This window comes from Cytobacillus sp. Hz8, from assembly GCF_042263505.1.
In the GTDB taxonomy this organism is placed as follows: Bacteria; Bacillota; Bacilli; order Bacillales; family Cytobacillaceae; genus Bacillus_BE.
Map to the genome: position 1 here is coordinate 93,763 of NZ_JBHKFI010000005.1, position 22,301 is coordinate 116,063.

General features: G+C 37.2%; 22 protein-coding genes and 2 other annotated features (1 of these 24 running past the window's edge). Of the genes, 18 read left to right on the plus strand and 4 right to left on the minus strand.

Going from position 1 to position 22,301, the window contains the following annotated elements; translation table 11 throughout:
* Nucleotides 1-174: a binding site (T-box leader), on the plus strand (it extends 101 nt beyond the left edge of the window).
* A 39-nt stretch (nt 175-213) separates the two neighbouring features.
* Nucleotides 214-481, plus strand: a binding site (T-box leader).
* A gap of 60 nt (nt 482-541) precedes the next feature.
* The 7 genes from trpE to trpA are packed head-to-tail and all read left to right on the plus strand — an operon-like array spanning nt 542 to nt 6,931.
* Nucleotides 542-1,924 carry an anthranilate synthase component I gene (gene trpE / locus ACE38V_RS08800; RefSeq protein WP_375840846.1) on the plus strand — a complete coding sequence of 461 codons (1,383 nt, stop codon included), beginning with the start codon at nt 542-544 and terminating at the stop codon, nt 1,922-1,924.
* Between the two features lie 2 nt (nt 1,925-1,926).
* Nucleotides 1,927-2,538, plus strand: coding sequence for an anthranilate synthase component II (locus ACE38V_RS08805; RefSeq protein WP_375840847.1), 612 nt, complete (start codon nt 1,927-1,929; stop codon nt 2,536-2,538).
* Nucleotides 2,510-3,535 (plus strand): anthranilate phosphoribosyltransferase, encoded by a 1,026-nt coding sequence (gene trpD / locus ACE38V_RS08810; RefSeq protein WP_375840848.1) that lies wholly within the window; start codon nt 2,510-2,512, stop codon nt 3,533-3,535. Before ACE38V_RS08805 ends, trpD begins: the two co-directional genes overlap by 29 nt.
* Nucleotides 3,536-4,330 (plus strand): indole-3-glycerol phosphate synthase TrpC, encoded by a 795-nt coding sequence (gene trpC / locus ACE38V_RS08815; protein WP_375840849.1) that lies wholly within the window; start codon nt 3,536-3,538, stop codon nt 4,328-4,330. It begins immediately after the preceding gene.
* Entirely contained in the window at nt 4,327-4,947 is a 621-nt protein-coding gene (locus tag ACE38V_RS08820; RefSeq protein ID WP_375840850.1) for a phosphoribosylanthranilate isomerase, read from the plus strand. The genes trpC and ACE38V_RS08820 overlap by 4 nt, the downstream gene beginning before the upstream one ends.
* Nucleotides 4,947-6,149, plus strand: a complete 1,203-nt coding sequence (gene trpB / locus ACE38V_RS08825) for a tryptophan synthase subunit beta (protein ID WP_375840851.1) — start codon at nt 4,947-4,949, stop codon at nt 6,147-6,149. Before ACE38V_RS08820 ends, trpB begins: the two co-directional genes overlap by 1 nt.
* On the plus strand, nt 6,149-6,931 hold the full coding sequence (gene trpA / locus ACE38V_RS08830; RefSeq protein WP_375840852.1) for a tryptophan synthase subunit alpha: 783 nt from the start codon (nt 6,149-6,151) through the stop codon (nt 6,929-6,931). The genes trpB and trpA overlap by 1 nt, the downstream gene beginning before the upstream one ends.
* Before the next feature lie 36 nt (nt 6,932-6,967).
* Here the strand turns inward: trpA and ACE38V_RS08835 are convergent, their stop codons facing one another.
* From ACE38V_RS08835 to ACE38V_RS08845, 3 genes are all read right to left on the minus strand, one after another.
* Complete coding sequence (locus tag ACE38V_RS08835; RefSeq protein ID WP_375840853.1) at nt 6,968-7,399, minus strand: hypothetical protein; 432 nt, start codon at nt 7,397-7,399, stop codon at nt 6,968-6,970.
* Nucleotides 7,400-7,470: 71 nt separating this feature from the next.
* On the minus strand, nt 7,471-8,391 hold the full coding sequence (locus ACE38V_RS08840) for a CAP domain-containing protein (protein ID WP_375840854.1): 921 nt from the start codon (nt 8,389-8,391) through the stop codon (nt 7,471-7,473).
* Nucleotides 8,392-8,794: 403 nt separating this feature from the next.
* Nucleotides 8,795-8,905: a YjcZ family sporulation protein gene (locus tag ACE38V_RS08845; protein WP_375840855.1), complete on the minus strand. Its 111-nt coding sequence runs from the start codon at nt 8,903-8,905 to the stop codon at nt 8,795-8,797.
* Between the two features lie 292 nt (nt 8,906-9,197).
* Between ACE38V_RS08845 and ACE38V_RS08850 the strand changes: the two genes are divergently transcribed.
* The 7 genes from ACE38V_RS08850 to ACE38V_RS08880 all read left to right on the plus strand — a co-directional run bounded on the left by ACE38V_RS08850 (nt 9,198) and on the right by ACE38V_RS08880 (nt 17,658).
* Nucleotides 9,198-10,892 (plus strand): methyl-accepting chemotaxis protein, encoded by a 1,695-nt coding sequence (locus ACE38V_RS08850; protein WP_375840857.1) that lies wholly within the window; start codon nt 9,198-9,200, stop codon nt 10,890-10,892.
* A 323-nt stretch (nt 10,893-11,215) separates the two neighbouring features.
* Nucleotides 11,216-12,763, plus strand: coding sequence for a spore germination protein (locus tag ACE38V_RS08855; RefSeq protein ID WP_375840858.1), 1,548 nt, complete (start codon nt 11,216-11,218; stop codon nt 12,761-12,763).
* Entirely contained in the window at nt 12,763-13,875 is a 1,113-nt protein-coding gene (locus tag ACE38V_RS08860) for a GerAB/ArcD/ProY family transporter (RefSeq protein WP_375840859.1), read from the plus strand. Before ACE38V_RS08855 ends, ACE38V_RS08860 begins: the two co-directional genes overlap by 1 nt.
* Entirely contained in the window at nt 13,850-15,103 is a 1,254-nt protein-coding gene (locus tag ACE38V_RS08865; protein WP_375840860.1) for a Ger(x)C family spore germination protein, read from the plus strand. Before ACE38V_RS08860 ends, ACE38V_RS08865 begins: the two co-directional genes overlap by 26 nt.
* Before the next feature lie 2 nt (nt 15,104-15,105).
* Nucleotides 15,106-15,261, plus strand: coding sequence for a hypothetical protein (locus ACE38V_RS08870; RefSeq protein WP_375840861.1), 156 nt, complete (start codon nt 15,106-15,108; stop codon nt 15,259-15,261).
* A gap of 148 nt (nt 15,262-15,409) precedes the next feature.
* Nucleotides 15,410-16,033: an HD-GYP domain-containing protein gene (locus ACE38V_RS08875; RefSeq protein ID WP_375840862.1), complete on the plus strand. Its 624-nt coding sequence runs from the start codon at nt 15,410-15,412 to the stop codon at nt 16,031-16,033.
* A 203-nt stretch (nt 16,034-16,236) separates the two neighbouring features.
* Nucleotides 16,237-17,658, plus strand: coding sequence for an FAD-binding protein (locus ACE38V_RS08880; RefSeq protein ID WP_375840863.1), 1,422 nt, complete (start codon nt 16,237-16,239; stop codon nt 17,656-17,658).
* Nucleotides 17,659-17,680: 22 nt separating this feature from the next.
* Here the strand turns inward: ACE38V_RS08880 and ACE38V_RS08885 are convergent, their stop codons facing one another.
* On the minus strand, nt 17,681-17,935 hold the full coding sequence (locus ACE38V_RS08885) for a TfoX/Sxy family protein (protein ID WP_375840864.1): 255 nt from the start codon (nt 17,933-17,935) through the stop codon (nt 17,681-17,683).
* Nucleotides 17,936-18,145: 210 nt separating this feature from the next.
* Between ACE38V_RS08885 and ACE38V_RS08890 the strand changes: the two genes are divergently transcribed.
* The 4 genes from ACE38V_RS08890 to ACE38V_RS08905 all read left to right on the plus strand — a co-directional run bounded on the left by ACE38V_RS08890 (nt 18,146) and on the right by ACE38V_RS08905 (nt 22,288).
* On the plus strand, nt 18,146-19,144 hold the full coding sequence (locus ACE38V_RS08890) for an NAD(P)H-dependent flavin oxidoreductase (RefSeq protein ID WP_375840865.1): 999 nt from the start codon (nt 18,146-18,148) through the stop codon (nt 19,142-19,144).
* Between the two features lie 148 nt (nt 19,145-19,292).
* Nucleotides 19,293-20,228, plus strand: coding sequence for an MBL fold metallo-hydrolase (locus ACE38V_RS08895; RefSeq protein ID WP_375840866.1), 936 nt, complete (start codon nt 19,293-19,295; stop codon nt 20,226-20,228).
* Between the two features lie 36 nt (nt 20,229-20,264).
* Nucleotides 20,265-21,212, plus strand: coding sequence for a phosphotransferase family protein (locus tag ACE38V_RS08900; RefSeq protein ID WP_375840867.1), 948 nt, complete (start codon nt 20,265-20,267; stop codon nt 21,210-21,212).
* Between the two features lie 74 nt (nt 21,213-21,286).
* On the plus strand, nt 21,287-22,288 hold the full coding sequence (locus ACE38V_RS08905; protein ID WP_375840868.1) for a glycosyltransferase: 1,002 nt from the start codon (nt 21,287-21,289) through the stop codon (nt 22,286-22,288).
* Nucleotides 22,289-22,301: the final 13 nt, after the last annotated feature.

The window sequence follows — 22,301 nt, forward strand, 5'->3', positions numbered from 1 at the left end:
CCAAATTGAAACCTATATGGGAGTAGACTTTGGCGAAAGGTCCCATCGTTATAAGGGACGGATATTATGGGTACCGTTGGAACATAGGATTTTAAACCAAGGTAATCTGCGATATCTTTAAAGTGAGCTAATATTAGCTAATAAAGGTGGCACCACGGGTCTCTCGTCCTTTTTGGAGGAGAGGCCTTTTTGTGTTTTTGAAAATTTTATTATTGTAAATCGTTGAGTAAGAAGAGTACAATCATTACCCCTTGTTTCAGAGAACCGGATAAGGTGAGAGCCGGCACAAGGACATGATTGGAATGGACTTATGAGAGGTCTCTTGAATGAGTAGTAGGGAGGCACGGATTCCACCGTTAACTGGATAGGGTATGGGTAGAAGGATTCAGGGAGAATCATTCCCTTCTATAGTACCTGAAAAAGCGGGAGCAAGTTGCTCCAACCTGAGGTGGCACCGCGGTTAACCGAGATCGTCCTCTATATGCACAACACGTGCGTATAGAGGATTTTTTATTTTTTCAAAAAAGAAAGGGGAAGGGACATGGGAAATTCAATTGTTGAAAAAAAAGCACTAGTGGAAGAGCTCCAAGGGGATACATTAACGCCCATTTCGATATTTCAGCGTCTGAAAGGAAAAAAATTCTTGCTGGAGAGCTCCTTAAAACACGAGAATACGGGAAGATATTCCTTTATTGGGGCAAATCCGACTTATGAATTAAAAGGAAGAAATGGGAAAACAGAGATTTTGAATGGTGAAACAAAAGAAAATGTAGAAATGAAGCCACTGGAAGTATTGAAAAAATTTATTCCGCTATATATCGAGGAAGAAATTGACCTTCCTTTTATTGGTGGAGCCGTGGGTTATGTAGGATATGATGTGATTCGCGATTATGAATATATCGGGGATATGCAGGTGGATGAACTTGAGCTTCCTGATGTCCACTTCATGATGTTTGAGGATGTTATCGTATTTGATCACTTAGAGGAAAAAATCTATCTCGTTGCTGTCCCAATCAAGGAAAGTACAACAAAGGAACAATTGGAGGAACGTATCGAAAAGCGTAAATCCGAGATATTATCACCTGAAAGGAGTCAACTTCCTCCGTTTACGATTTCCTCCTATGAGGCTTCCATGAAAAAGGAGGATTATATCCGCATTGTGGAAAAAGCGAAGAAACATATTTTAGAGGGGGATATCTTTCAAATTGTGCTCTCTCAACGAATGAAGGCAGATTTTCAAGGAGACCCATTTTCCTTTTATCGTAATTTACGAGTGAAGAATCCCACGCCATATATGTATTATCTAGACTTTCAGGATTATGTAATTGCAGGATTTTCACCGGAAAGCTTAATAAAAGGGAATCTGGATAAAATCACCACAAACCCCATAGCTGGTACTAGGCCAAGAGGGAAAACTAAAAATGAGGATGATGAGTTAGAAGTGGAGCTTTTGCAAGATGAAAAAGAGCTTGCCGAGCATAGAATGCTTGTCGATTTAGGAAGAAATGATATTGGCAGAGTGAGCGAGTATGGAACTGTGGTGGTCAACAAATATATGAAGGTTGAAAAATATAAGCATGTCATGCACATCGTATCAGAAGTGACCGGAAAGTTAAAAGCTTCGTATTTGCCGATTGATGCATTAATTACCACACTTCCAGCAGGTACCGTTTCGGGGGCTCCGAAAATACGCGCTATGGAGATTATTAATGAATTGGAACAGCAGAAAAGAGGAGTATATTCGGGTGCGATAGGCTATTATTCATTAAATGGAAATATGGACTTCGCCCTTGCGATTCGCACCGCATTGATAAAAAAACAAAAGGCATATATTCAGGGAGGAGCAGGTATTGTCTACGACTCTGTTCCTGAAAAAGAATATGAGGAAACCCTTCATAAATTAAAAACCTTTCTGGAGGTATAGCAATGATTTTATTAATTGATAATTATGATTCATTTACCTTTAACTTATATCAATATTTTGGAGAGCTTGGTTGTGATCTAGTCGTAAAGAGGAATGATGAACTAACCATTCAAGACATTGAGGAACTTCATCCAGATGCAATCGTTATTTCTCCTGGTCCAGGAAAACCAGAGGATGCCGGAATTTGTGTCGAATTGATTCAACAACTATATATGAAGTATCCCATTTTAGGGATCTGCTTAGGTCATCAGGCGATTGGGTATGCCTTTGGAGCAAAAATTGAAAAGGCAAAAAATATTATGCATGGAAAAATTTCGAAAATTACGCACACAGGAACGAATATCTTTTCTTATTTAACTCAGCCGCTTGGAGTGATGCGTTATCACTCATTAGTCATCAAAAAGGGAACGCTTCCCGGTTTATTTAAGATTTTAGCAAAATCTATGGATGATCAAGAAATTATGGCAATCAAGCATGAGGAGTATCCGCTCTATGGTTTACAATTCCATCCAGAATCAGTGGGCACTAAGACTGGCAAGCAAATGTTAAACCATTTTTTACAAGAGATAGGAGAGGGGAATAAACATGAAAGCATATTTAGAACGCATATCTGAAGGGTCAGGTTTAACGGAATTGGAAATGAGAGGGGCAATTGAGAAAATCTTCAATGATGAAGTATCAGATAGTGAAATCGCTGCTTTGATGATTGGTTTAAAAATGAAGGGGGAAACGGTGAGCGAAATTGCGGGAATTGCCAATGCCTTAAGAAGTAAGTCTCTCTTATTTAGTAAGAAGATTCCGAATGTTATGGATAATTGTGGGACAGGTGGAGATCGCTCACAAAGTTTTAACGTCAGTTCCACCTCTGCTTTTGTGATAGCAGGTGCAGGTATTCCAGTTGCTAAGCACGGTAACCGAAGCATCACAAGTAAAACAGGCAGTGCAGATGTTCTTGAATATTTAGGAATCTCCCTCCAATTGCCACAGGAAGCCATCGAAGAGTTGATTGAGGAAGTGGGAATTGCCTTTTTATTTGCGCCTCATGTTCATCCTAATTTGAAACGAATTATGAAGGTCCGCATGGATTTGCGTATACCTACAACCTTTAATTTAATTGGTCCTTTAACCAATCCAGTCGATCTTGACTCCCAATTACTTGGAATCTATCGAAGTGATTTAATTGATATGTTCGCGGAAGTGTTAAAATCACTAGGTAGAAAAAGAGCTCTTGTTATAACCGGTGCCGGAAATATGGATGAAGCCTCACTGCAAGGAGAAAATCAGATGGCCTTACTAGAGAATGGGGAAATTACAAAAATCTTTCTCCATCCTGAAGAGGTTGGTCTGCCAGTCGTGAATAATGAACAGATTCGCGGCGGTGACGCAAAGGAAAATGCCGATATTCTCTTAAGGGTTTTAAAGGGTGAGAAGGGCCCATATCGTGATACTGTATTATTAAATGCCGGGCTTGCTATCTATACAGCGGGAAAGGTGAATTCCATTCAAGAAGGAGTTCAATTAGCAGCAGATATTATCGACTCAGGAACAGCTTTCCAAAAATTGGAGCAACTAATTGAGAAAAGCCAACGTTTTTCATTAGGAGTGAATTAAATGGGAACCATTCTAGATCAAATTATTGAAAAAAAAAGAGGGGAAGTTGTAAGACTTAAAGAGCTTGATCAACCCAAAAGCATAGAGCCGACAACAAAAAAGCGTTCACTTATCGATAAGCTTTCAAAAGCAACAGAGGTTTCCATCATTGCGGAATTCAAACGTTCCTCTCCATCAAAAGGAGATATAAATCCAAATCTTGATCCAAAGGAGCAAGTGAAGTTTTATATAGAATCAGGTGCGGACGCCGTATCTATTTTGACGGATCAACCCTTTTTTAAGGGATCTTTTGCTGATTTAATGGCGGCAAGAAGTGTAATTAATCAACCCATTTTATGTAAGGATTTTATGATTGATCCCATTCAAATTGATTACGCTTCTTCCTCAGGAGCGGATATCATCCTTTTAATTGCCGCTGCACTCGATGAGGAAAAGTTACAGGGCCTTTATCAATATGCAAAAGCTAAGAACTTGGAGGTCTTAATGGAGGTACACAATGAAGCTGAGCTCGAAAAGGTGTTAAAGACTGGTAATCGACTAATCGGTGTGAATAATCGCGATTTAAAGACCTTTCATATCGATTTAGCTACTACAGAGCGTTTAGCAAAAGCAATTAAAGATAGTGGTGCGTATTTGATAAGTGAAAGTGGAATGAAATCAAAAGAAGATGTCGAACGAGTAGTTGAGGCGGGGGCTAATGGAATTTTAGTTGGAGAAACCTTTATGACACATCCGAATGTGTCGCAAGTACTAAAGGAAATGAAAGTTTCCTTGAAGGGGGTTTGTTCTCAATGAAAGTGAAAATCTGTGGGATAATGGATTTCAAAGCTGCAAGATGTGCGGTTGAATCAGGGGCAGATGCGTTAGGATTCGTATTTGCTGAAAGTAAAAGAAAGGTAACCCCAATGCAGGCAAAAGAAATCATTGAACAGCTTCCAAATCAACTTTTAAAAGTGGGGGTCTTTGTAAATGAAGACATCTCCACGATTGAAAAAATCATTGCAGAATCGGGAATTAACATCGTACAGCTTCATGGAGAGGAAACTCCTTCTTATTGTGAACAACTCTCAGTTCCAGTTATTAAAGCGATTAGTGTCGGTTCTTATAGTGATTTGGAAAAAGCACAGGAATATTCCTGTGAGTATCTCTTATTCGATAGCCCGAAAGAGAAATACCACGGAGGTAACGGCAAAACCTTTAATTGGGAGCTATTCCATAGTTTTCAACCAAAAGGAACAAAAATCATTCTCGCTGGTGGTTTGCATTCGGAAAATGTAATTGAGGCGATTTCTCGGGTACAACCTGATATGGTCGATGTAAGCAGCGGAGTAGAGACGAACGGGAAAAAAGATTTGTCAAAAATTAAAGAATTTATCGCGAAAGCAAAGAGAGTACACAAGGAGGAAGTTTGATGAATACTTACACATTACCTAATGAAAAAGGCCATTTTGGTATATATGGAGGAAGATATATCCCTGAAACATTAATGACAGCGGTCCTTGAATTAGAAGAAGCTTATAAAGAAGCCCTTCTTGATGAGGGATTTCATCATAAAATCCATTCTTTATTGAAAAATTACGTAGGTAGAGAAACTCCACTTTATTTTGCAGAAAATTTAACAAATTACGCTGGAGGTGCTAAAATCTATCTTAAACGAGAAGACCTTAATCACACTGGTGCTCATAAAATTAACAATACAGTAGGGCAAGCCCTTCTTGCTGTCCGAATGGGAAAGAAAAAGGTTGTGGCGGAAACAGGAGCAGGTCAGCATGGAGTGGCGACAGCGACTGTCTGCGCACTTTTAAATCTTGAATGTATTGTATTTATGGGAGAAGAGGATATTAAAAGACAAGCATTAAATGTATTCCGGATGGAGCTTCTTGGTGCAAAGGTCGTCAGCGTAACATCTGGGAGCAGAACGCTCAAGGATGCATGTAATGAAGCTCTTAGATATTGGGTTTCCCATGTAAATGATACTCATTATATTTTAGGTTCTGTGATGGGCCCACACCCTTTTCCAATGATGGTACGTGACTTTCAAAGCGTGATAGGACGTGAAACAAAGCAACAATATTTGGAGGTTGAAGGCAAAATGCCAGATGCTCTTGTGGCCTGCATTGGCGGAGGAAGTAATTCCATGGGGATGTTTTATCCTTTTATTAAAGATGAAAGTGTCAAGCTTTATGGTGTGGAAGCAGCAGGGCTCGGGATTGATACTGATAAACATGCAGCGTCTTTAACAAAAGGAAAACCAGGTGTTCTTCATGGGGCATTAATGTATCTTTTACAGGACGATGCCGGTCAAATTCAGGAAGCGTTTTCTATTTCAGCAGGGCTTGATTATCCAGGAGTAGGTCCTGAACATTGCTATTTACATGATCAAGGAAGGGTCCGTTATGACTCCATAACAGATCAAGAAGCACTTGAAGGCTTTCAATTACTCTCCAAGTTAGAAGGCATTATTCCGGCATTAGAAAGTGCTCATGCCGTAGCTTATGCGCTAAAACTTGCAAAAACGATGAAGCAAGAAGAAGGAATAGTTATTTGTTTATCAGGTCGTGGTGATAAGGATGTGCAAGCAATTAAAGAAAAGTTAGAAGAGGAGAATAAATAATGAATCGATTGGAGAAAGTATTTCGAGATTTAAAAACCAAAAATGAGAAAGCCTTTGTTCCTTATATTATGGCTGGAGATGGCGGACTTCAAGCACTAATGGAGAGAATTGTATTTTTGGAAAAATGCGGTGCAACTGCCATTGAAATTGGGATTCCTTTTTCCGATCCGGTTGCCGATGGTCCGACGATTCAAGAGGCAGGGATTCGGGCATTAGAGCAAGGAACAACTTTAAAGGGAGTATTAGACACATTAAAAGATATACGTCCAATTGTCGCTGTTCCTTTAATCATTATGACTTATATGAATCCTATTTATGCATTTGGAATTCACTCTTTTATTGAAAATGCAGCTAAATCAGGTGTAGATGCCCTCATTATTCCCGATCTTCCAATTGAAGAAGAAGAGATCATTGCTCCTGAAATTGAACGTAGTCGAATGGAACTTATTCGTTTAGCAACTTTAACGAGTTCAAGGGAAAGAATTGAAGCGATTTCCAATCGTGGAAAGGGTTTTTTATACGCTGTCACTGTAACTGGAATAACCGGTTCACGTAAGGAATTTCAAGAAGGGGTAGGAACTTATCTACAGCAGCTAAAAAGTATTAGTCCTATTCCGGTACTAGCTGGATTTGGAATTTCAACCCCAGATCAAGTAAGAGAGATGACCAAATACTGTGATGGAGTGGTTGTTGGTAGTAAGATTGTGCAACTTCTGCACGAGGGTAAATTCTCAGAGGTAGAAATTTTAATTCGGGAATCTAAAATGGCAGAAATCTCATAATTTTGATGAAAAAAGCTTGGGGATTCCAAGCTTTTTTCACTGAGTTGGATGGATACCTAAATATTTTAGTAAATCATCCGCACTTCCCTTAAATTGTAAAAAATGGTACTGATTTTCGTCATCAAACATCATCAGGTAAGGCTTTTCCCCTTTTGGAAAGATGACAATGACCTCATCAACGAGCGAATCCATCCATTCATTCTTTACTGCAATCGGCGGCTCTAAAGGGATTTTTATCATCTGTCCTGCTTTTGGAATCGGATTTACTTTTACGTAGATATCATCAATTCCTTTGATATATTTCGCTGCCTCTTTCTGTGTGATGAAGCTAATGGGTTTTGAGTGAATCACTTTTCTTTTAGCAACATCATAAATTTCCACCTGTGCCTGTGGTGTTCCCGCTAAGCTAACAGCAGGCATTAGCCAAAGAAGGGAAAAAATAAACAAAAGAATTTTTTTGTTAGGCATAATAGGACCTCACTAAAAGAAGTGAAAGGGGAATGGGTGCGCGTGTGAGAACCCATCCCCCTTTCATATCATTATTTTCCAACAAACATTTGTGTCCAATGATAGCCTGCTTGGTCAAATCCAACCCCAATATGAGTGAAATTTCGATTAAGAATGTTTTTGCGATGACCTTCACTTTTCATCCACGAATTCACAACTTCTTGTGAGGTACGCTGACCCTGTGCAATATTTTCTCCCGCTGACTTATAAGTCACGCCAAAGTCTCTCATCATGTCAAAAGGAGAACCATAAGTCGGACTTGTGTGGGAAAAATAATTGTTTTGCTGCATATCATCTGATTTACGTTGGGCGACTCCGTTTAATTGAGTATCCAATTTTAAATCAGGCAAGCCATTTTTTCTTCGTTCCGCATTGGTTAAATTAATTACCTGTTGCGCTGCTTGGCTCACGGTTTTGGAAGTTGCAGTTATGTTATTTTTATTAGTTGTTCCTTGTTGATTAGGTTTAGGTGCAGTCTTTGGTGCTTGTGCTGTTTGTCTTTGATTCGGCTCAATTTGCTGCAACCCGATGTTCCCTAAATCTTTTGGATTTACGCGAACAAACTTATATTTTGCTTCTTGAATAAGCACTGGCCTAGTATGTGGATAATTATTACTAGACAGGGAGGTGTTCGCATCTGAAATATTCAGCATTTTATTTCGATGGTAGCGTTTTCCGCTAATATCAAAATCATTATCATTATTGTTCACATCATATTCTTCTGTAAGTGGGCCATTACGATCAACATCCAAATCATTATCCACATCGTTATCAAAGTTTCGGATTCTTAGATCGCGATCGTTGACATCATTGATAATGCGATTATCATCATCAGTGTCTAAAATATTGGCACGTCGATCATCTACATCCATCGCCCTATTTGTATTACACGCTGAAAGACCTAAGACAAGTGTTGAGGAAGCAATAAGTAAGCTAATTTTACCTTTGACCATTGGAAAGCCTCCTTAAGACAGAAATGTAATACAACAATAGTGTGGGTGGTTTTGCAGAAAACTATAGTTGGTAATATTCGTGATATTTACGGGGGATTTACAGGTAAGGATGTAGATGGGGATAAACGGAAAAAATGGAATGGAGAGTGAAGAAGAAGCTCATTTATTCAACGAATGGAAGACCAAGAATCTTTCATAAAAAGCTCTCCCTTATAAAGAAACGTCTCACATTTAAACATCTCTTTCGAACTATAGCCTAACAAAAAATCCACTATCAAAAATCCGACAATTAAATTCCTGTCTCAAACCTGTAATCAATCCCAAAATCAAAAAAGTGCCCATCGGTCAGATGAGCACATTTAAAGCAAACTGGATTTATTTAGGCGAATTCATTGAAATTCAATTAGTATACACCACCTACAAACGCAGTACCAACAATAATTAATAAGATGAATAATACAACAATTAAAGCGAATCCACTGCTGAATCCTCCTTCGCCACCGCCGTAGCTCATAAGATCACCTCCAGTTAGCGATTACTCGGATTACAAATCATGTCGAGTATGCCTGAGCATTTTTTGACAAAAATAAGTAATCCTGTCACCATATCCTATGTCCCCTAAATAGAAAGGTATGGACATATATATGAAGGGCAAATCGCCTTTTTTAAAAGTTGATTATTCAGAAAAATGTAAAAAATTATACAGGAGGGCTTAATTCTTTATGACATTATGTTTAATTTATAGTAAGATAAGCATAAGTAGATTGGTACAGTGAAAAGATTAGAAGGGTATTGGGGGAAATGATATGAAGATTTCATCAATGATAAAAATAATGACAGCAATTATCCTTGTATTAACTTTTATAAGTTTTACAAATTTATTCTTTTTGAATCAAGCGATAAAAGATCGGACGAATGCCTTTCAAAATCGAGTGGAGCTTCAAAAATTGGGAGATCAATTAGCTTCCACATCTGATTTTTTAGAAAATGAAATTAGAAGCTACGTACAGTATGGGGAAATTTCTTATCTTAACTCATACAAGAAAGAAATTAATGAAACGAAGACCACTGAGAAAGTGGTGAAAAGATTAAAGGAATTAAATGCACCCAGTGATTTAATGACCGTAGTCAATAATGCAAATAAGGCATCAAATACGATTAAAGATATGGATGAGCAGGCCATCCAAGAAGTGAGCAATCAACAATATGATAAAGCAAAAGAAATTGTATATGGTAGTGAATATAAAAGTTTGAAAATTCTGGTAGATACCAATATGAACGAATTTCAGAAAAAACTCGATAGCTGGATGAATACTCAGTTAGATCAAACGGATTCCAAAATGAGTTTTTTCCTAAATACCACCTTATTAATGAGTGTAATACTTTTAATTAGCATGATTGCTTCTTTTCTTCTTCTCCGTGTAAAAATTAAACCGATGAATCAGCTCACAAAGATTTCGGATCGCGTAGCAGAGGGAGATTTAAGCGTTGAACAGGTGCGAACAAAGAATCAGAAGGATGAGGTTGGAAAGCTTGCAACATCTATCAATAAAATGGTTGTAAACCTTCAGGCGTTGGTGAAGCAGGTGCAAATGACTTCAGAGCAAGTTGCTTCTTCAGCAGAGCAACTATTAGCTAGCTCTGAGCAAAGCAGTCATTCTACAGAGGAAGTTACAAGAACGATCCATCAATTGGCAGTTGGAGCTGAAAATCAAGTTCAAAGTATCGAAGAAACCGCCAATATTATTCAACAAATTGCAGCAAGCTCTCATCAAATAGCCATCAATTCTGAGGATTCTTTAAAAACAGCAAATACTGCAACTGAAAAAGCACTAGAAGGCAATAAAGCTTTGGAAATTTCCGTAACACAAATGAATTCTATTCATCAGAGTGTTAATGGGTTAGCAACGGTTGTCAAAGGCCTGGGAGAACATTCGAAAGAAATAGGGCAAATCGTTGATGTCATTACAGGGATTGCTGAACAAACCAACTTACTTGCATTAAATGCAGCGATAGAAGCCGCACGAGCTGGGGAACATGGAAAAGGATTTGCTGTTGTCGCGGATGAGGTCCGTAAATTAGCAGAACAATCTGCTGATTCAGCGAAACAAATCTCAAATCTTATTACGGTTATTCAAGGAGAAACGGATAAAGCTGTTCACTCCATGGAGGAAACGACAAATGAGGTTGAGGGGGGCATCCAATTAGTGAATTCCGCGGGAACCTCCTTTAAAGAAATTCAAATGAGCATTGATAAAGTGACAGAAAAAATTAAAGAGGTTTCGCAAGCCGTAGATGGAATGGCGTATGCTACCAATCGCGTCGTATCTTCTGCAAATATGGTTAAGGAAGTGGCCAATAAGGCTTCATTTGGAACCCAAAATGTATCGGCCGCTTCTCAGGAACAACTCGCCTCAATGGAAGAGATTACCGCATCGGCTCAATCTTTAACGAAAATTGCGGACGAGCTTCACAACCAAATTGGAAAGTTTCATTTATAAAAGAAATCCGTCAATTAAATCAGGACCTAGAGGAAAAAACCTCGCAAATGACGTATTCTAAACCCTTATTCACAGAAGAAAATTGATTCTTCTGTGAATAAGGGTTTTTTTACACTTTAAGAAAGTATAAATTGGCAGCGGTGATGAAGATCGACGTAGTGGCCAATTTTAGGAAGAAAGTATAAGGGCAACTACGCCTCTGCCTTCGCCTAAAGGCTTGCCTATCGGCGAGTTTTCTTTATGAACTGTAAATAAACCGAATAGCCAAAAGAATTCGTGGAAGAATAAGGAGAGATTGGAAATAGATATTAGATGGGGGATGAGTGAATTTGGCGAAAACAACATGGACAAGACTTATTCAAAAATGGATCAAAAATCCAGAGTATCCGCAAATCTCCTCCAAAAAAGAAATAAAGATTAAAGAACAATCCGTTTCAAGTGATCTTGATGGAATGCTCAAAATCATGAGGCAAATCTATCATTATCCAGAAAATCTTGATGTGAAATTTAGGGAATTTCGCATTCGAGAGTTAAATAAGCGTGCGGCGGTAATTTTTATTACAACCATTGTAGATGTGAAGGAAATGGAAGATAGCATAATCAAGCCTCTCGTCTTAAATGCGGATAAGGACAAGAAAATTCAAGATATTGTAACGGTACAAACGATTGATGAAATTCCTATCATCCAAGAAGTACTTAATGAAGTGAATAAAGGGAATACGATACTTCTAGTTGATGGAATATCACATGCTTATTCCTTTAATACAACGAAGCTTCCTTCCAGGTCAATTGAAAAGACGGAAAATGAGATTACCCTAAGAGGACCAAAGGAATCTTTTATTGAAAATCCACAAGTGAATATTGCCTTGATACGAAAAAAAATTAAAAATGAAAATCTTGTCGTTGAAGCTAATATTGTATCTAAAAGGTCGCGAAATGACATTTATCTTATTTATGTCCGTGACTTAGTCAATGACCAATTATTGCAAAATGTGAAGGATAAACTAAATAAAATTGATGTCGATTCAATTGGAAATATTAGTATTTTGGAACAATACATCGAAGAAAGGCCGCTATCCATTTTTCCTACTATTCTTAATTCAGAAAGACCAGATAGAGCGGCCTCTTTTTTAGAGGAAGGCAGTATTGTGATGGTTATGGATAACTCTCCATCGTGTCTGATCTTACCCGTTACGTTTTGGTCTTTTTATCAGAATCCCGAGGAGCATTATCTCCGTCTTCCAAGTGCAAATTTCACGAGAATTCTAAGAGGATTCGCTTTATTTATTTCTGTCTTTTCATCTGCCATTTATATTGCGGTAACCAATTATCATTCGGAAATGATCCCGCCCGATTTATTGTTTGCTATTTCGGCATCGAGGGAAAAAGTGCCATTCCCTGGTATTGTTGAAATATTATTAATGGAAATTGCCTTTGAATTGATACGTGAGGCAGGGCTTCGGGTGCCAACCCCAATTGGTCCGACGATTGGAATCGTGGGGGCATTAATTTTGGGACAGGCAGCTGTTCAGGCCAATATCATTAGTCCACTCATTATTATCGTTGTTGCTTTAGGTGGACTTAGCTCGTTTGCGATAAATGATATCAGTTTTAATTATGCTGTTCGATTAATGAAATTCTTTTTTATTCTATCAGCCTTTTCTTTTGGAATATATGGAATGGTTGCTTTATTTGTTATAGGAATTCATTATATGACATCTATTAAATCTTTTGGAGTTCCTTATTTTGCACCGATGACACCGAGATATGCCTCTTCAAGAGGGATGATATTGAGAAAGCTATTACGAAATGAATTGTATCGACCAGGTTATTTGAAACCGAAAGACATGGAGAAAAAAGGTAGAAATTAATGGATAAAAAAAATGGAACTGTAGGAATTCGTGAATATGTTGCTCTTGTGTTGCTGATGATTGGTTCAAAGTTGTCTGATGATACGGCAGCACTATTATATGATAAATTAAAAAATGCTGCCTGGATGTCACCAATTATTGGGGGGATGTTAAGCTTCATTCCTATATATTTGTTCCTAAAGGTTATGACCACTTTAAAGGATAAAAATCTTCATGATGTAAATATCTATTTATTTGGGAAATATTTTGGGAATGTTCTATCCTTGCTTTTATGGATGACTGGGACGGCAGCCATTATTATCGAATCCAGAGGCTATGCCGATATTATTACCAATCTTTATTTTACTAAAACGCCATTATTAGCTGTATATGGGGTGTTGATTTTAGTATGTGCGTATAGTGCGAAAAAAGGGATTGAGCATATTGGATCTGTCGCATGGATGCTCGTTTTTTATGTGAAAATTACCTTTTTGCTTTCCTTATTGCTTTCTCTCCAAAAAACCCAATTTAATCGGATGTTTCCATTTTGGGGGCCAGGAATAAAGGAAGTAATTCAAGAAGGAACGTTAAAATCATCAGTTTATTTTGATTTGCTTTTTCTTGGACTCATTACTCCAATTATGTCATCCATGAAGGATTATAAAAAAGGAACTTGGTTAGTATTTGTACTAGTTATTATAGAAATTAGCGGTTCATTATTGATTTACGAGCTTATGTTTGATTGGATTCCCATATCAAATGTAAGCTATCCCTTCCATGAAGCGATTCGCTATATTTCCATCGGCAGGTTTTTGACGAATGTTGAAACCTTTTTCTTTCCGATTTGGCTTATCATGTGCTTTATCCGCTTTGCTGCCTATATCTATTTAAGTGCCATCCTTTTTGGAGGAATATTTAACATTAAAAAATTTGAAAATATTATTCCTGCGCTCGGAATGTTGATTTTGCTGATTGGTATGATCCCTGAAACACCCGCCTACACAACCTATTTTTTAAGAAATCATTTTCTCAATTTCATATCTCCCTTATTTTTAGGTTTTCCTTTTCTTTTATGGGTGGTTGCTAAGGCAAAAGGAGAGTTTAAACATGAAAAGAGTAATAAAAATATGTAAATTACTATTTAGTTTAAGCATCATTTTGGGTTTGCTTTCAGGATGCTGGGATAAAAAAGAGATTGAAGAGCTTTCTTATGTTATTGGGATTGGAATTGATAAGGCTGAGAATGAAAACCAAATCAAAATCACCTATCTATTTGCAAATCCAGAGGTGGGCTCTTCTCTTTTAGGTGGAACGGCAAATGAGCCACCTAGGGAAACGTTAACTTTTGTCGCTAATGACTATATTTCTTCACGTAATACCGCGAATTCCATGATTTCTCGAGAAATCATTTATGATTTATTAAGGATTATTGTAGTATCGGAGGAAATGGCTAAAGATAAGGATTTTATTAAAGTGATTTATGATACGATCAAGGATCGAGAAATTCGAAGAGATGTCCATTTAGCGGTAACGAAAGAAGAGGCGGCAACGTATTTAACGAAGAACAATCCAAAGATTGATACTAGACCGCATAAATATTTTCAATATATGATCAACCGTGGAAAGGATACAGGAATGATTCCAGATTCGGATCTTCATCGTTTCTACCTCATAACAGAGCAGGATGCCGACTTATTTTTGGCTATCTATACTTCTTCAGAAAGAGAAAATACAAAGGTCAAAAACGAAGATGAGTATTTAGCCGGACAGCTTCCTACAACTGGGAGTGTAAATAAAACTCAATTTTTAGGATCAGCTGTTTTTAAGGAAGGACAAATGATTGGCACTTTAAATGGAGAGGAAACAAGGATAGCGGGGATTTTAGATGAATCCACACAATTAAACGATGTATTAACCACCTTTTCAGACCCATTTGGAAAGAAGAATCGAATAGCTGCTCGTGTGATTAAGAAGACACGTAATAAATTTAAAATGAATCTAAAGGCCTTTAGACCTCAAATTCGTATTGAAGTTCCAGTTATTATTGAAGTATTGTCTAATCCAAGTATGGTGAACTACGTAAATAGTGAAGCTAATCGAAAGATATTAAAAAATCATATCACGAAAGATTTGAATAAAATCTATAATGAATTTATCAAAAAAACACAGGAAGAGCTTAAAGGTTGTCCGTTCTCATTATCGGAGCCTGCTCGAAAATATTTTTCAACCATTCAACAATATGAGGATTTTAATTGGATGAAGCAGTATCCGAATATGGATATACGAGTAAATGTCAGTGTGAAATTGGGAGAATTAGGGAAACAAGGGAAATTACCAAGCTTAAAAAGAATGAGGGATTAGTGATGAATTTTATTTTATATTTTGTTTTACTTGCCATAACTCTTCATACTTTTCGATTTGCTTGGACGGTTTGGAAGGAAAAAAATAAAATAGGATCTATCGCGATTATGATTCTGGGCGTTTCAATTGCCGTTTTGCCTTCCTTTACCATTTTTTGAGTACAGTACGGAAATAGATCTTTAGTAAAAAATGTTTTTTAAAAATTCATATTGTGTTCATGAAACCATCTGAATTTAGCTCGATGGATTTGTTATGATTTATAAGAATAAAAGCGCTTTCAATAACTTTTTAGAATGGAAGATTATGGTGGAATCTAAAGCAACAGCTTTATTTTTTCTGATAAATGAATTATGGAAAAAGGATAAACTGACCCTCTTACATTCTTATAGAGTGACAGAAATGGCAGTTTCGTTTGCAAAGCATCTTCAGTTGAAAGATAGCGAATTGAAAATCATTGAACTTGGTAGCTTGTTACATGATATTGGGAAAATTAATATAAAAGAGAAAATTCTCAGAAAAAAAGGGAAACTAAATTTAGATGAATATGAGGAAATAAAACATCACCCATTGTATGGGGCGGAGCTATTAAGACCATTTCATACATTAAATGGGAAAATAAAAGAGATGGCTCTCTATCATCATGAGCGGTGGGATGGCAGCGGTTATCCTTATGGAATCAAGAATGAAGATATTCCTCTCTATACAAGAGTTTTATCTTTAGTGGATTCGGTAGAAGCAATGACTGGAGTGCGCCCTTATCGCAATTCCTTAACATGGGATGAAGCAATTATAGAGGTGGCAAGAGGCAGTGGTACACAGTTTGAACCTCGATATTCAGAGGAATGCATAAAATGGATGGAAAGTTTTCAACCAAATAATGAATCGAATACAGAACATATTCTAAAAAATATATCCTCTCTTTTTTTATAGAGCGTTTGGATGTCCATGAAGTGTTTGGCACAAGATTTCTTAGTAAGCTAAACATTTGGGACATCTTTTTATTTTTTTTTTTTTTGTCAAATTTGCGGCAACAGAGAATAGAATAGGAAAAGAGAAAATGGCATTTTACCTTCTAGGGAAAAGATTTTGGCTACAACAAAAAAGGTTACTTGTTAAAGAGGTGATAAGCAGCTATGAATTATTGGGATAGGAGTGTGGATGTCATTATATGTGGTCTCAATGCCGGTGGTGTGGTTGCTGCGATTACCGCCAAGCTGTTCGGATTTGATGTCCTGATCATTGAAAGTGAAGGGACCTTTTTTGAAAAAATGGAAGATGAATTATGGATTCCCAATCATCCAATTGGGGAAAAAATCAATACAGGGGATTCATTTGAAAGGGCAAGGGACTATTTACATAGTTTGTATGGAGATGATCTGCAGGAAAATATTCGCGAGGCATTTCTAGAACAGGCCCCAGAAATGCTGAAATTTCTGCAAGATAAGATTAAACATATTCGCATTCAATTATTAGCAAGTTTTCCAGACTATTATCCGCATAAGTTGGGGGGACTAGCAGAAGGACGTACCTTAATTGTAAAAAAAAATAGAATAAGAAGGCAATTGAAAGGGGTCCATATCCCTCATCTGAATACGAATGTCTTAGAAACAGTTCTTTTATTAACTTTAACAGAATTAAAAGTAGAATGCTTTCATGCAATGGAAATTCAAGGCTATAAAATAAAAAAAGGACAAATCTGTGGAATCTATGGAGAAAATGGAGAGAAAAAACTATCAATCGAAGCGCGAAAAGGAATTATTTTTGATGTAGAAGGATGGAGCGAAGATTTTATAAAAGAAAAATTGAATTTAATTGAGAGAAGTTTCAGTAATCGACTTTTTCACGGACGATTAGAGATGGAGTGGAAAAAAAAACAAAAGAGGATTGAGCGATTGACAAAATCTTTTCGCCGTGAGCTGAAGGAGCTACGAGCCATTCCCAATTATCTGTTCGTCAATCAGCAATCTCGAAGATTTGTAAATGAAACAACACTAGAACCAAATTTAATAAGAGCCTTAAAGGAAAATGCTGCCGGCGGGCAAATGAGTTTCTTTCTAATCACCGATCAAATAGGGATGAATGAATACTACAGCAATCGAAGAAAAAATACTTCTCAAACTAACACTATGTTTCTGCAAGGAAAAACATTGATAGAACTGGCTCGTAAACTGGTAATTTCAGAAAAAAAACTACAAGCGGCCGTGTGGAAGTATAATTATCTGGCGCGCACTGGTGTGGATGAGGATTTTCATCGCGGAGAAGGTGGCAATATTCCTTTTTTAAATAATAAAAAAACTGAACTCAAGCCTATTAATCACCCACCGTTTTATGGGGCTGCCATTAATCCAAAGGTGGAATTTTGCTATGATGGATTCAGGACTGATGAATTTGCAAGAGTTCTAAACCATCTTGAAAAGCCGATTAAAGGGTTGTTTGCGGTTGGGACCTTCCCCAATTATTGCCCAGATGGAGTAGAAGCAGGACTTGGTGCGTTTCAAGGATTCTCCATGACCTATGGATACATTGCTGCGAAATTCCTCGTTAATAGCAAATAAAATGCGTTTTGCTTCATCATCCTTATTGAAAGGTCTTGAAATAGGCTTTTAACTCTTGTTTTACTTCATCGGCTAAGTTGTGCCATCTCACACCTTCAATTGCTCCTTCCAAAGCCATAAGCATACTTTGACAAGCAGTTGGATCAATTAATTTTATCATGCGAAATGCTTCTTTACTTCCTGCTTTTTTTAGTTCTTCTTCAGAATGAATCCCTACTTGATTAAGCAAATTTTCTAGTACACTTCCGATATTAGGAAGTTCATGTAGAGTATGCATACTAATTCTTCTCCTTTTATAATTTTATAGTGAGAAAATTCAATTCTCCCTTTTATTTTAGCAGGTTCCTTTTATAGAAGTTTAAGTTCATAAAAATTTCATCGGTATACAAGGAAAAAATGAATCATCATTCATTTTTTCCTTGTATAACCATTTTATCAAGGTTATAATGAATGTAATTCTGAAAATTTGAAATTTTAAGGAGTGATTGTGATTTTGAAAACGATTCCAAATTCATGGTGGAATAATCTAGCTTTGCCGGTTATTTCAGCCCCGATGTTCTTGGTTTCTGGACCAACCCTCGTCAAGGAAGCGTGCCTCAATGGTATTATTGGTTCCTTTCCTGCCCCAAATGCAAGACCAATCGAAGTATTAGACGAATGGATGAATCAATTAAATGAAGAATTAGCAAATGAAAAATCGAAGGACCCCAGCCGGAAAATTGCTCCTTGGGCGATGAATATGGTAGTCCACAGTACTTATTCAAGATTAGAGGACGAATTACAGCTTATACAAAAACATCAACCACAGCTAGTAATTACTTCTTTAGGAAGTCCCAAGAGAGTGGTTGAAATTGTACATGGCTATGGAGGACTTGTATTCTCTGATGTCAGTGATGTTGATTTTGCAAGGAAAGCCGCACAAACAGGTGTTGATGGATTAATTCTTGTTGCCTCTGGAGCTGGCGGACATGCTGGTGATACGAATAGCTTTGCTTTTCTAGATATGGTACGAGAATTTTGGGATGGAATCATTGTGCTTGCAGGTGCCATATCCAGTGGATATGGCATACTAGCAGCCCAAAGCCTAGGCTGTGATTTTGCTTATATGGGAACAAGGTTTATTCCTGCACGGGAGAGTATGGCTAAGGATGAATACCGGCAAATGCTTGTGGAATCAACGAGAAAGGATGTTATTCTTACCGATGCTTTTTCAGGCGTTAATGCTAATATGCTGATACCTAGTATTACAAAAGCAGGACTGGATCCGAAAAAATTAGTGAAAAAGGAATCAGTTAATTTTGATGATATGCAAAAGGAAACGGATGCCAGAGCATGGAAGGATATCTGGTCTGCAGGTCATGGTGTCGGTACTATTCGAAAGGTTGAGCCAATAGCTGATATAATAAAGACTTTAGAAATGGAATATGAAGCCGCCGTACAGAATTTAAAGGAAAAAACCAATAAAATAAAAATGATAAATATATAAAGGACATGAAAAAACTGACTCTTTAAGAGAGTCAGTTTTTTCATGATTGTCAATTCATCTTTCTTTCTATTCAGACTGAAAGTTTGGTATGGTTAAATCATATATCATTGTAATCGTGCTGAATTATGCTTGTAAGGGGTTAATGAATATGAAGCGAACTCGATATCAAAATTATGATAAAATTGAGAACAGAAATACATTTGCTGATATGCTTCGTTGGTCAAAAGAACGAAGAGGAAAAACGAAAGATTTAATAAAGCAAATTCCACAAGCAGAGCAAAAGGAAATCAAGAAAATTTGTAATAATAAATCAGATATCTCAGTTACTTGGATTGGGCACTCCTCCTTTCTGATTCAAATGGCTGGACAAAATATATTAACAGATCCCGTTTGGGCGAAGCGTATGGGCGTTCAAAAAAGACTAACTGAACCAGGAATCGACATAAATGAGCTGCCAAAAATTGATGCAGTCGTCATCTCGCATGGTCACTACGATCACTTAGATTTTGGAACTATTCGCAAACTAAAGGGTTCACCGACCTTTTATGTCCCGGCTGGTCTTCGAACTGCCTTTACTCGACGAGGATATCAAAAAGTGATTGAAGCAGACTGGTGGGATGTATTTACATATGATAAGTTAATCTTCACATTTGTACCAGCTCAGCATTGGACAAAGCGCTCATTAATGGATACAAATACCTCACATTGGGGTGGGTGGATAATTGGTTGCAAAAGCAATAGCGATAAATCCATTTATTTTGTTGGTGATACAGGCTATTTTCGAGGGTTCCAGGATGTTGCAGCACGATTTGCTATAGATATCGTTTTAATGCCAATTGGTGCCTATGAACCAGAGTGGTTTATGTCGGCTTCTCATATCAATCCAGAGGACGCAATAAAAGCTTTCTTAGAATTAAATGGGAAGCTATTTATCCCGATGCACTACGGGGCCTATCGATTAGCAGATGATACGGGTCCGGAGGCATTAGATCGATTTCTTGCTGAATGGAAGAGGTTAAAATTAGATGAAACAAAGCTTAAAGTCCTTAAAATTGGAGAAACATTTTGGGTGAATCAGGGCTAGAGAGACTTCCGAAAGATAGAGAAGGAGGGAATGAATTTGTTTTCCTCAGTGGTTTTACCAAATGGAACCTTAAATGACCAGAAGCTATATAAAAGAGAAGGAATCTATAAGGGGATGAACGGGAGAGAGGTAGAACGATTCTTTCTCACACCGAATGAAAGTTACATATTTAAACCGTTAACAAATGATGTACAAATGGGTAAAGAAGCTTGGATTCAGGATCATATTCTTGTGAATTTTCCTGACTTCTATCCCAAAATTTTAGCAAGTTCAAATTCACTTGTTCCGGAAAAAAACTGGCTTATTTTTGAAGATTTAGGTAATTTAAATCATAGATTTACACCAGATTTAGCTTTGGCCGTAACAAAATGGATGATATGGTGGCATCAATACCCCATTAAAAATCTTTTGCATCAGCCTCTTCATGGACTTAAGCCTTCCATACATGAAATAATTTCTCAGATTATCTTAAATAGGACGAAAACAATGGCATATACCAAAATTCTAGGGTTAGATGCTTCATTCATGCAATCGATATATGATTTGCTTGAGACTCATTCGTTTCACGGGGCTCTCGTCTTTTCCCATGGGGATTTGCATTTGGGAAATTACGCATTTGTTGGGGAACATGTTATGATTCTCGATTGGGAAAACGCTCATTTAAACCTACCATATTGGGATTTGTATCATGTGATCGATTTGGCACATCCCCTATTTGAAAAGCAGATGAGTCTGGAATTACGAAATAATATTTTAGAATATTATTTTAAACAATTGAATCCTCATGCAAGTTTAGCTGAGCTATATTCTTTTAAAAAAAATTACTACTTATTTTCGGTTGCCTTTTCTTTATGGATGCTGCTCTTAATCCAAAAAGACTTGGAGAATATGGATGGAAAATGGACAAAAGAACAGCTAGAGCGGGAAATGTCGGAAACTATGTCAGCTCTCTTGCAATGTGGAGGGGAATTACTTAAAGAGTAATGGTTTTAAAAGGAATTGGAAGGATAAATGATGAACAAATTGGTTAATTGAATAGCAAAAAACAGGAGGAAGAGATGAAAAAAGTAGGCTTAGTGATGAGAAAAATTCAATTCAGCGAAGCCCAAGGGCCACGTGTTTTTGCAGATCGCTTAAAAAAACTTGCTGCTGAATTGGGGGTGGAAATCGTGTTTATTTCCCCAGAGCGACATGTTGGCACTTATGATTGGATTCCAGGGTTTGAACATGAAAAGGGGGATCTTGTAAATTACGATATCGTTCTCGATCAAATTAATTCACATAAAATTGATCATGTGATTTACACGGTATCGGGCTTTACCTATTTAAAAATGTTTGTGAAAAATAGTGTTCTTTTTCCCCATAGCTTTCCTGATCCAGCTTTAACCGGATATGAAATGATGAAGCCATTTTATCAAATAGTGGATAAGGCTATTGTGCAAACAGAATTTTTAAAAAGAGAAATGGCTCGGAATTTCGGTGTGACGGATGTTTCTGTAATTCCAATAGGCTTTAATGAGAAAATAGCTATAAAACATTTTGATCCCAATCAAATAATTGATAATCGCATTCTTTGGATTGGAAGAGATGAAGAAAATCGAAGACCAGACCTTGTATTGGAATACGCAAGACAAAATCCCGATAAAGAGGTTTTTATGGTTTTTGGTGGCGAGCGATATCGCGAAAGTATGAAGACATATGATATTCCTAACAATATAAAGCTCCAATTTGCTTTATCGCAAGATGAAATTTTTGCTTTGATGAATTCAGCAAAGGTATATTGGAGCTGTTCAAAATTCGATACATTTGCCATGCCATTAACAGAGGCATTAGCAATGGGGAAGATTATCGTGAAGCCAGAGCATCCTTGTTATGATCACATTAGTAGTAGGCATTCTTTTTCCGGTAATGAGAACAATTGGTTTGAACTAGTGAATATGGCAGCTGCAATGACACAAAAAGTCTCAATGGAAAATCGGGACTATGCCTTTAAATCTTTTTCAAGTCATGTGATGAAGGAAGGGTATCGGAAGTTTTTTGATGAGTGGTTAAAGGGGTAAGATATTGAAATTT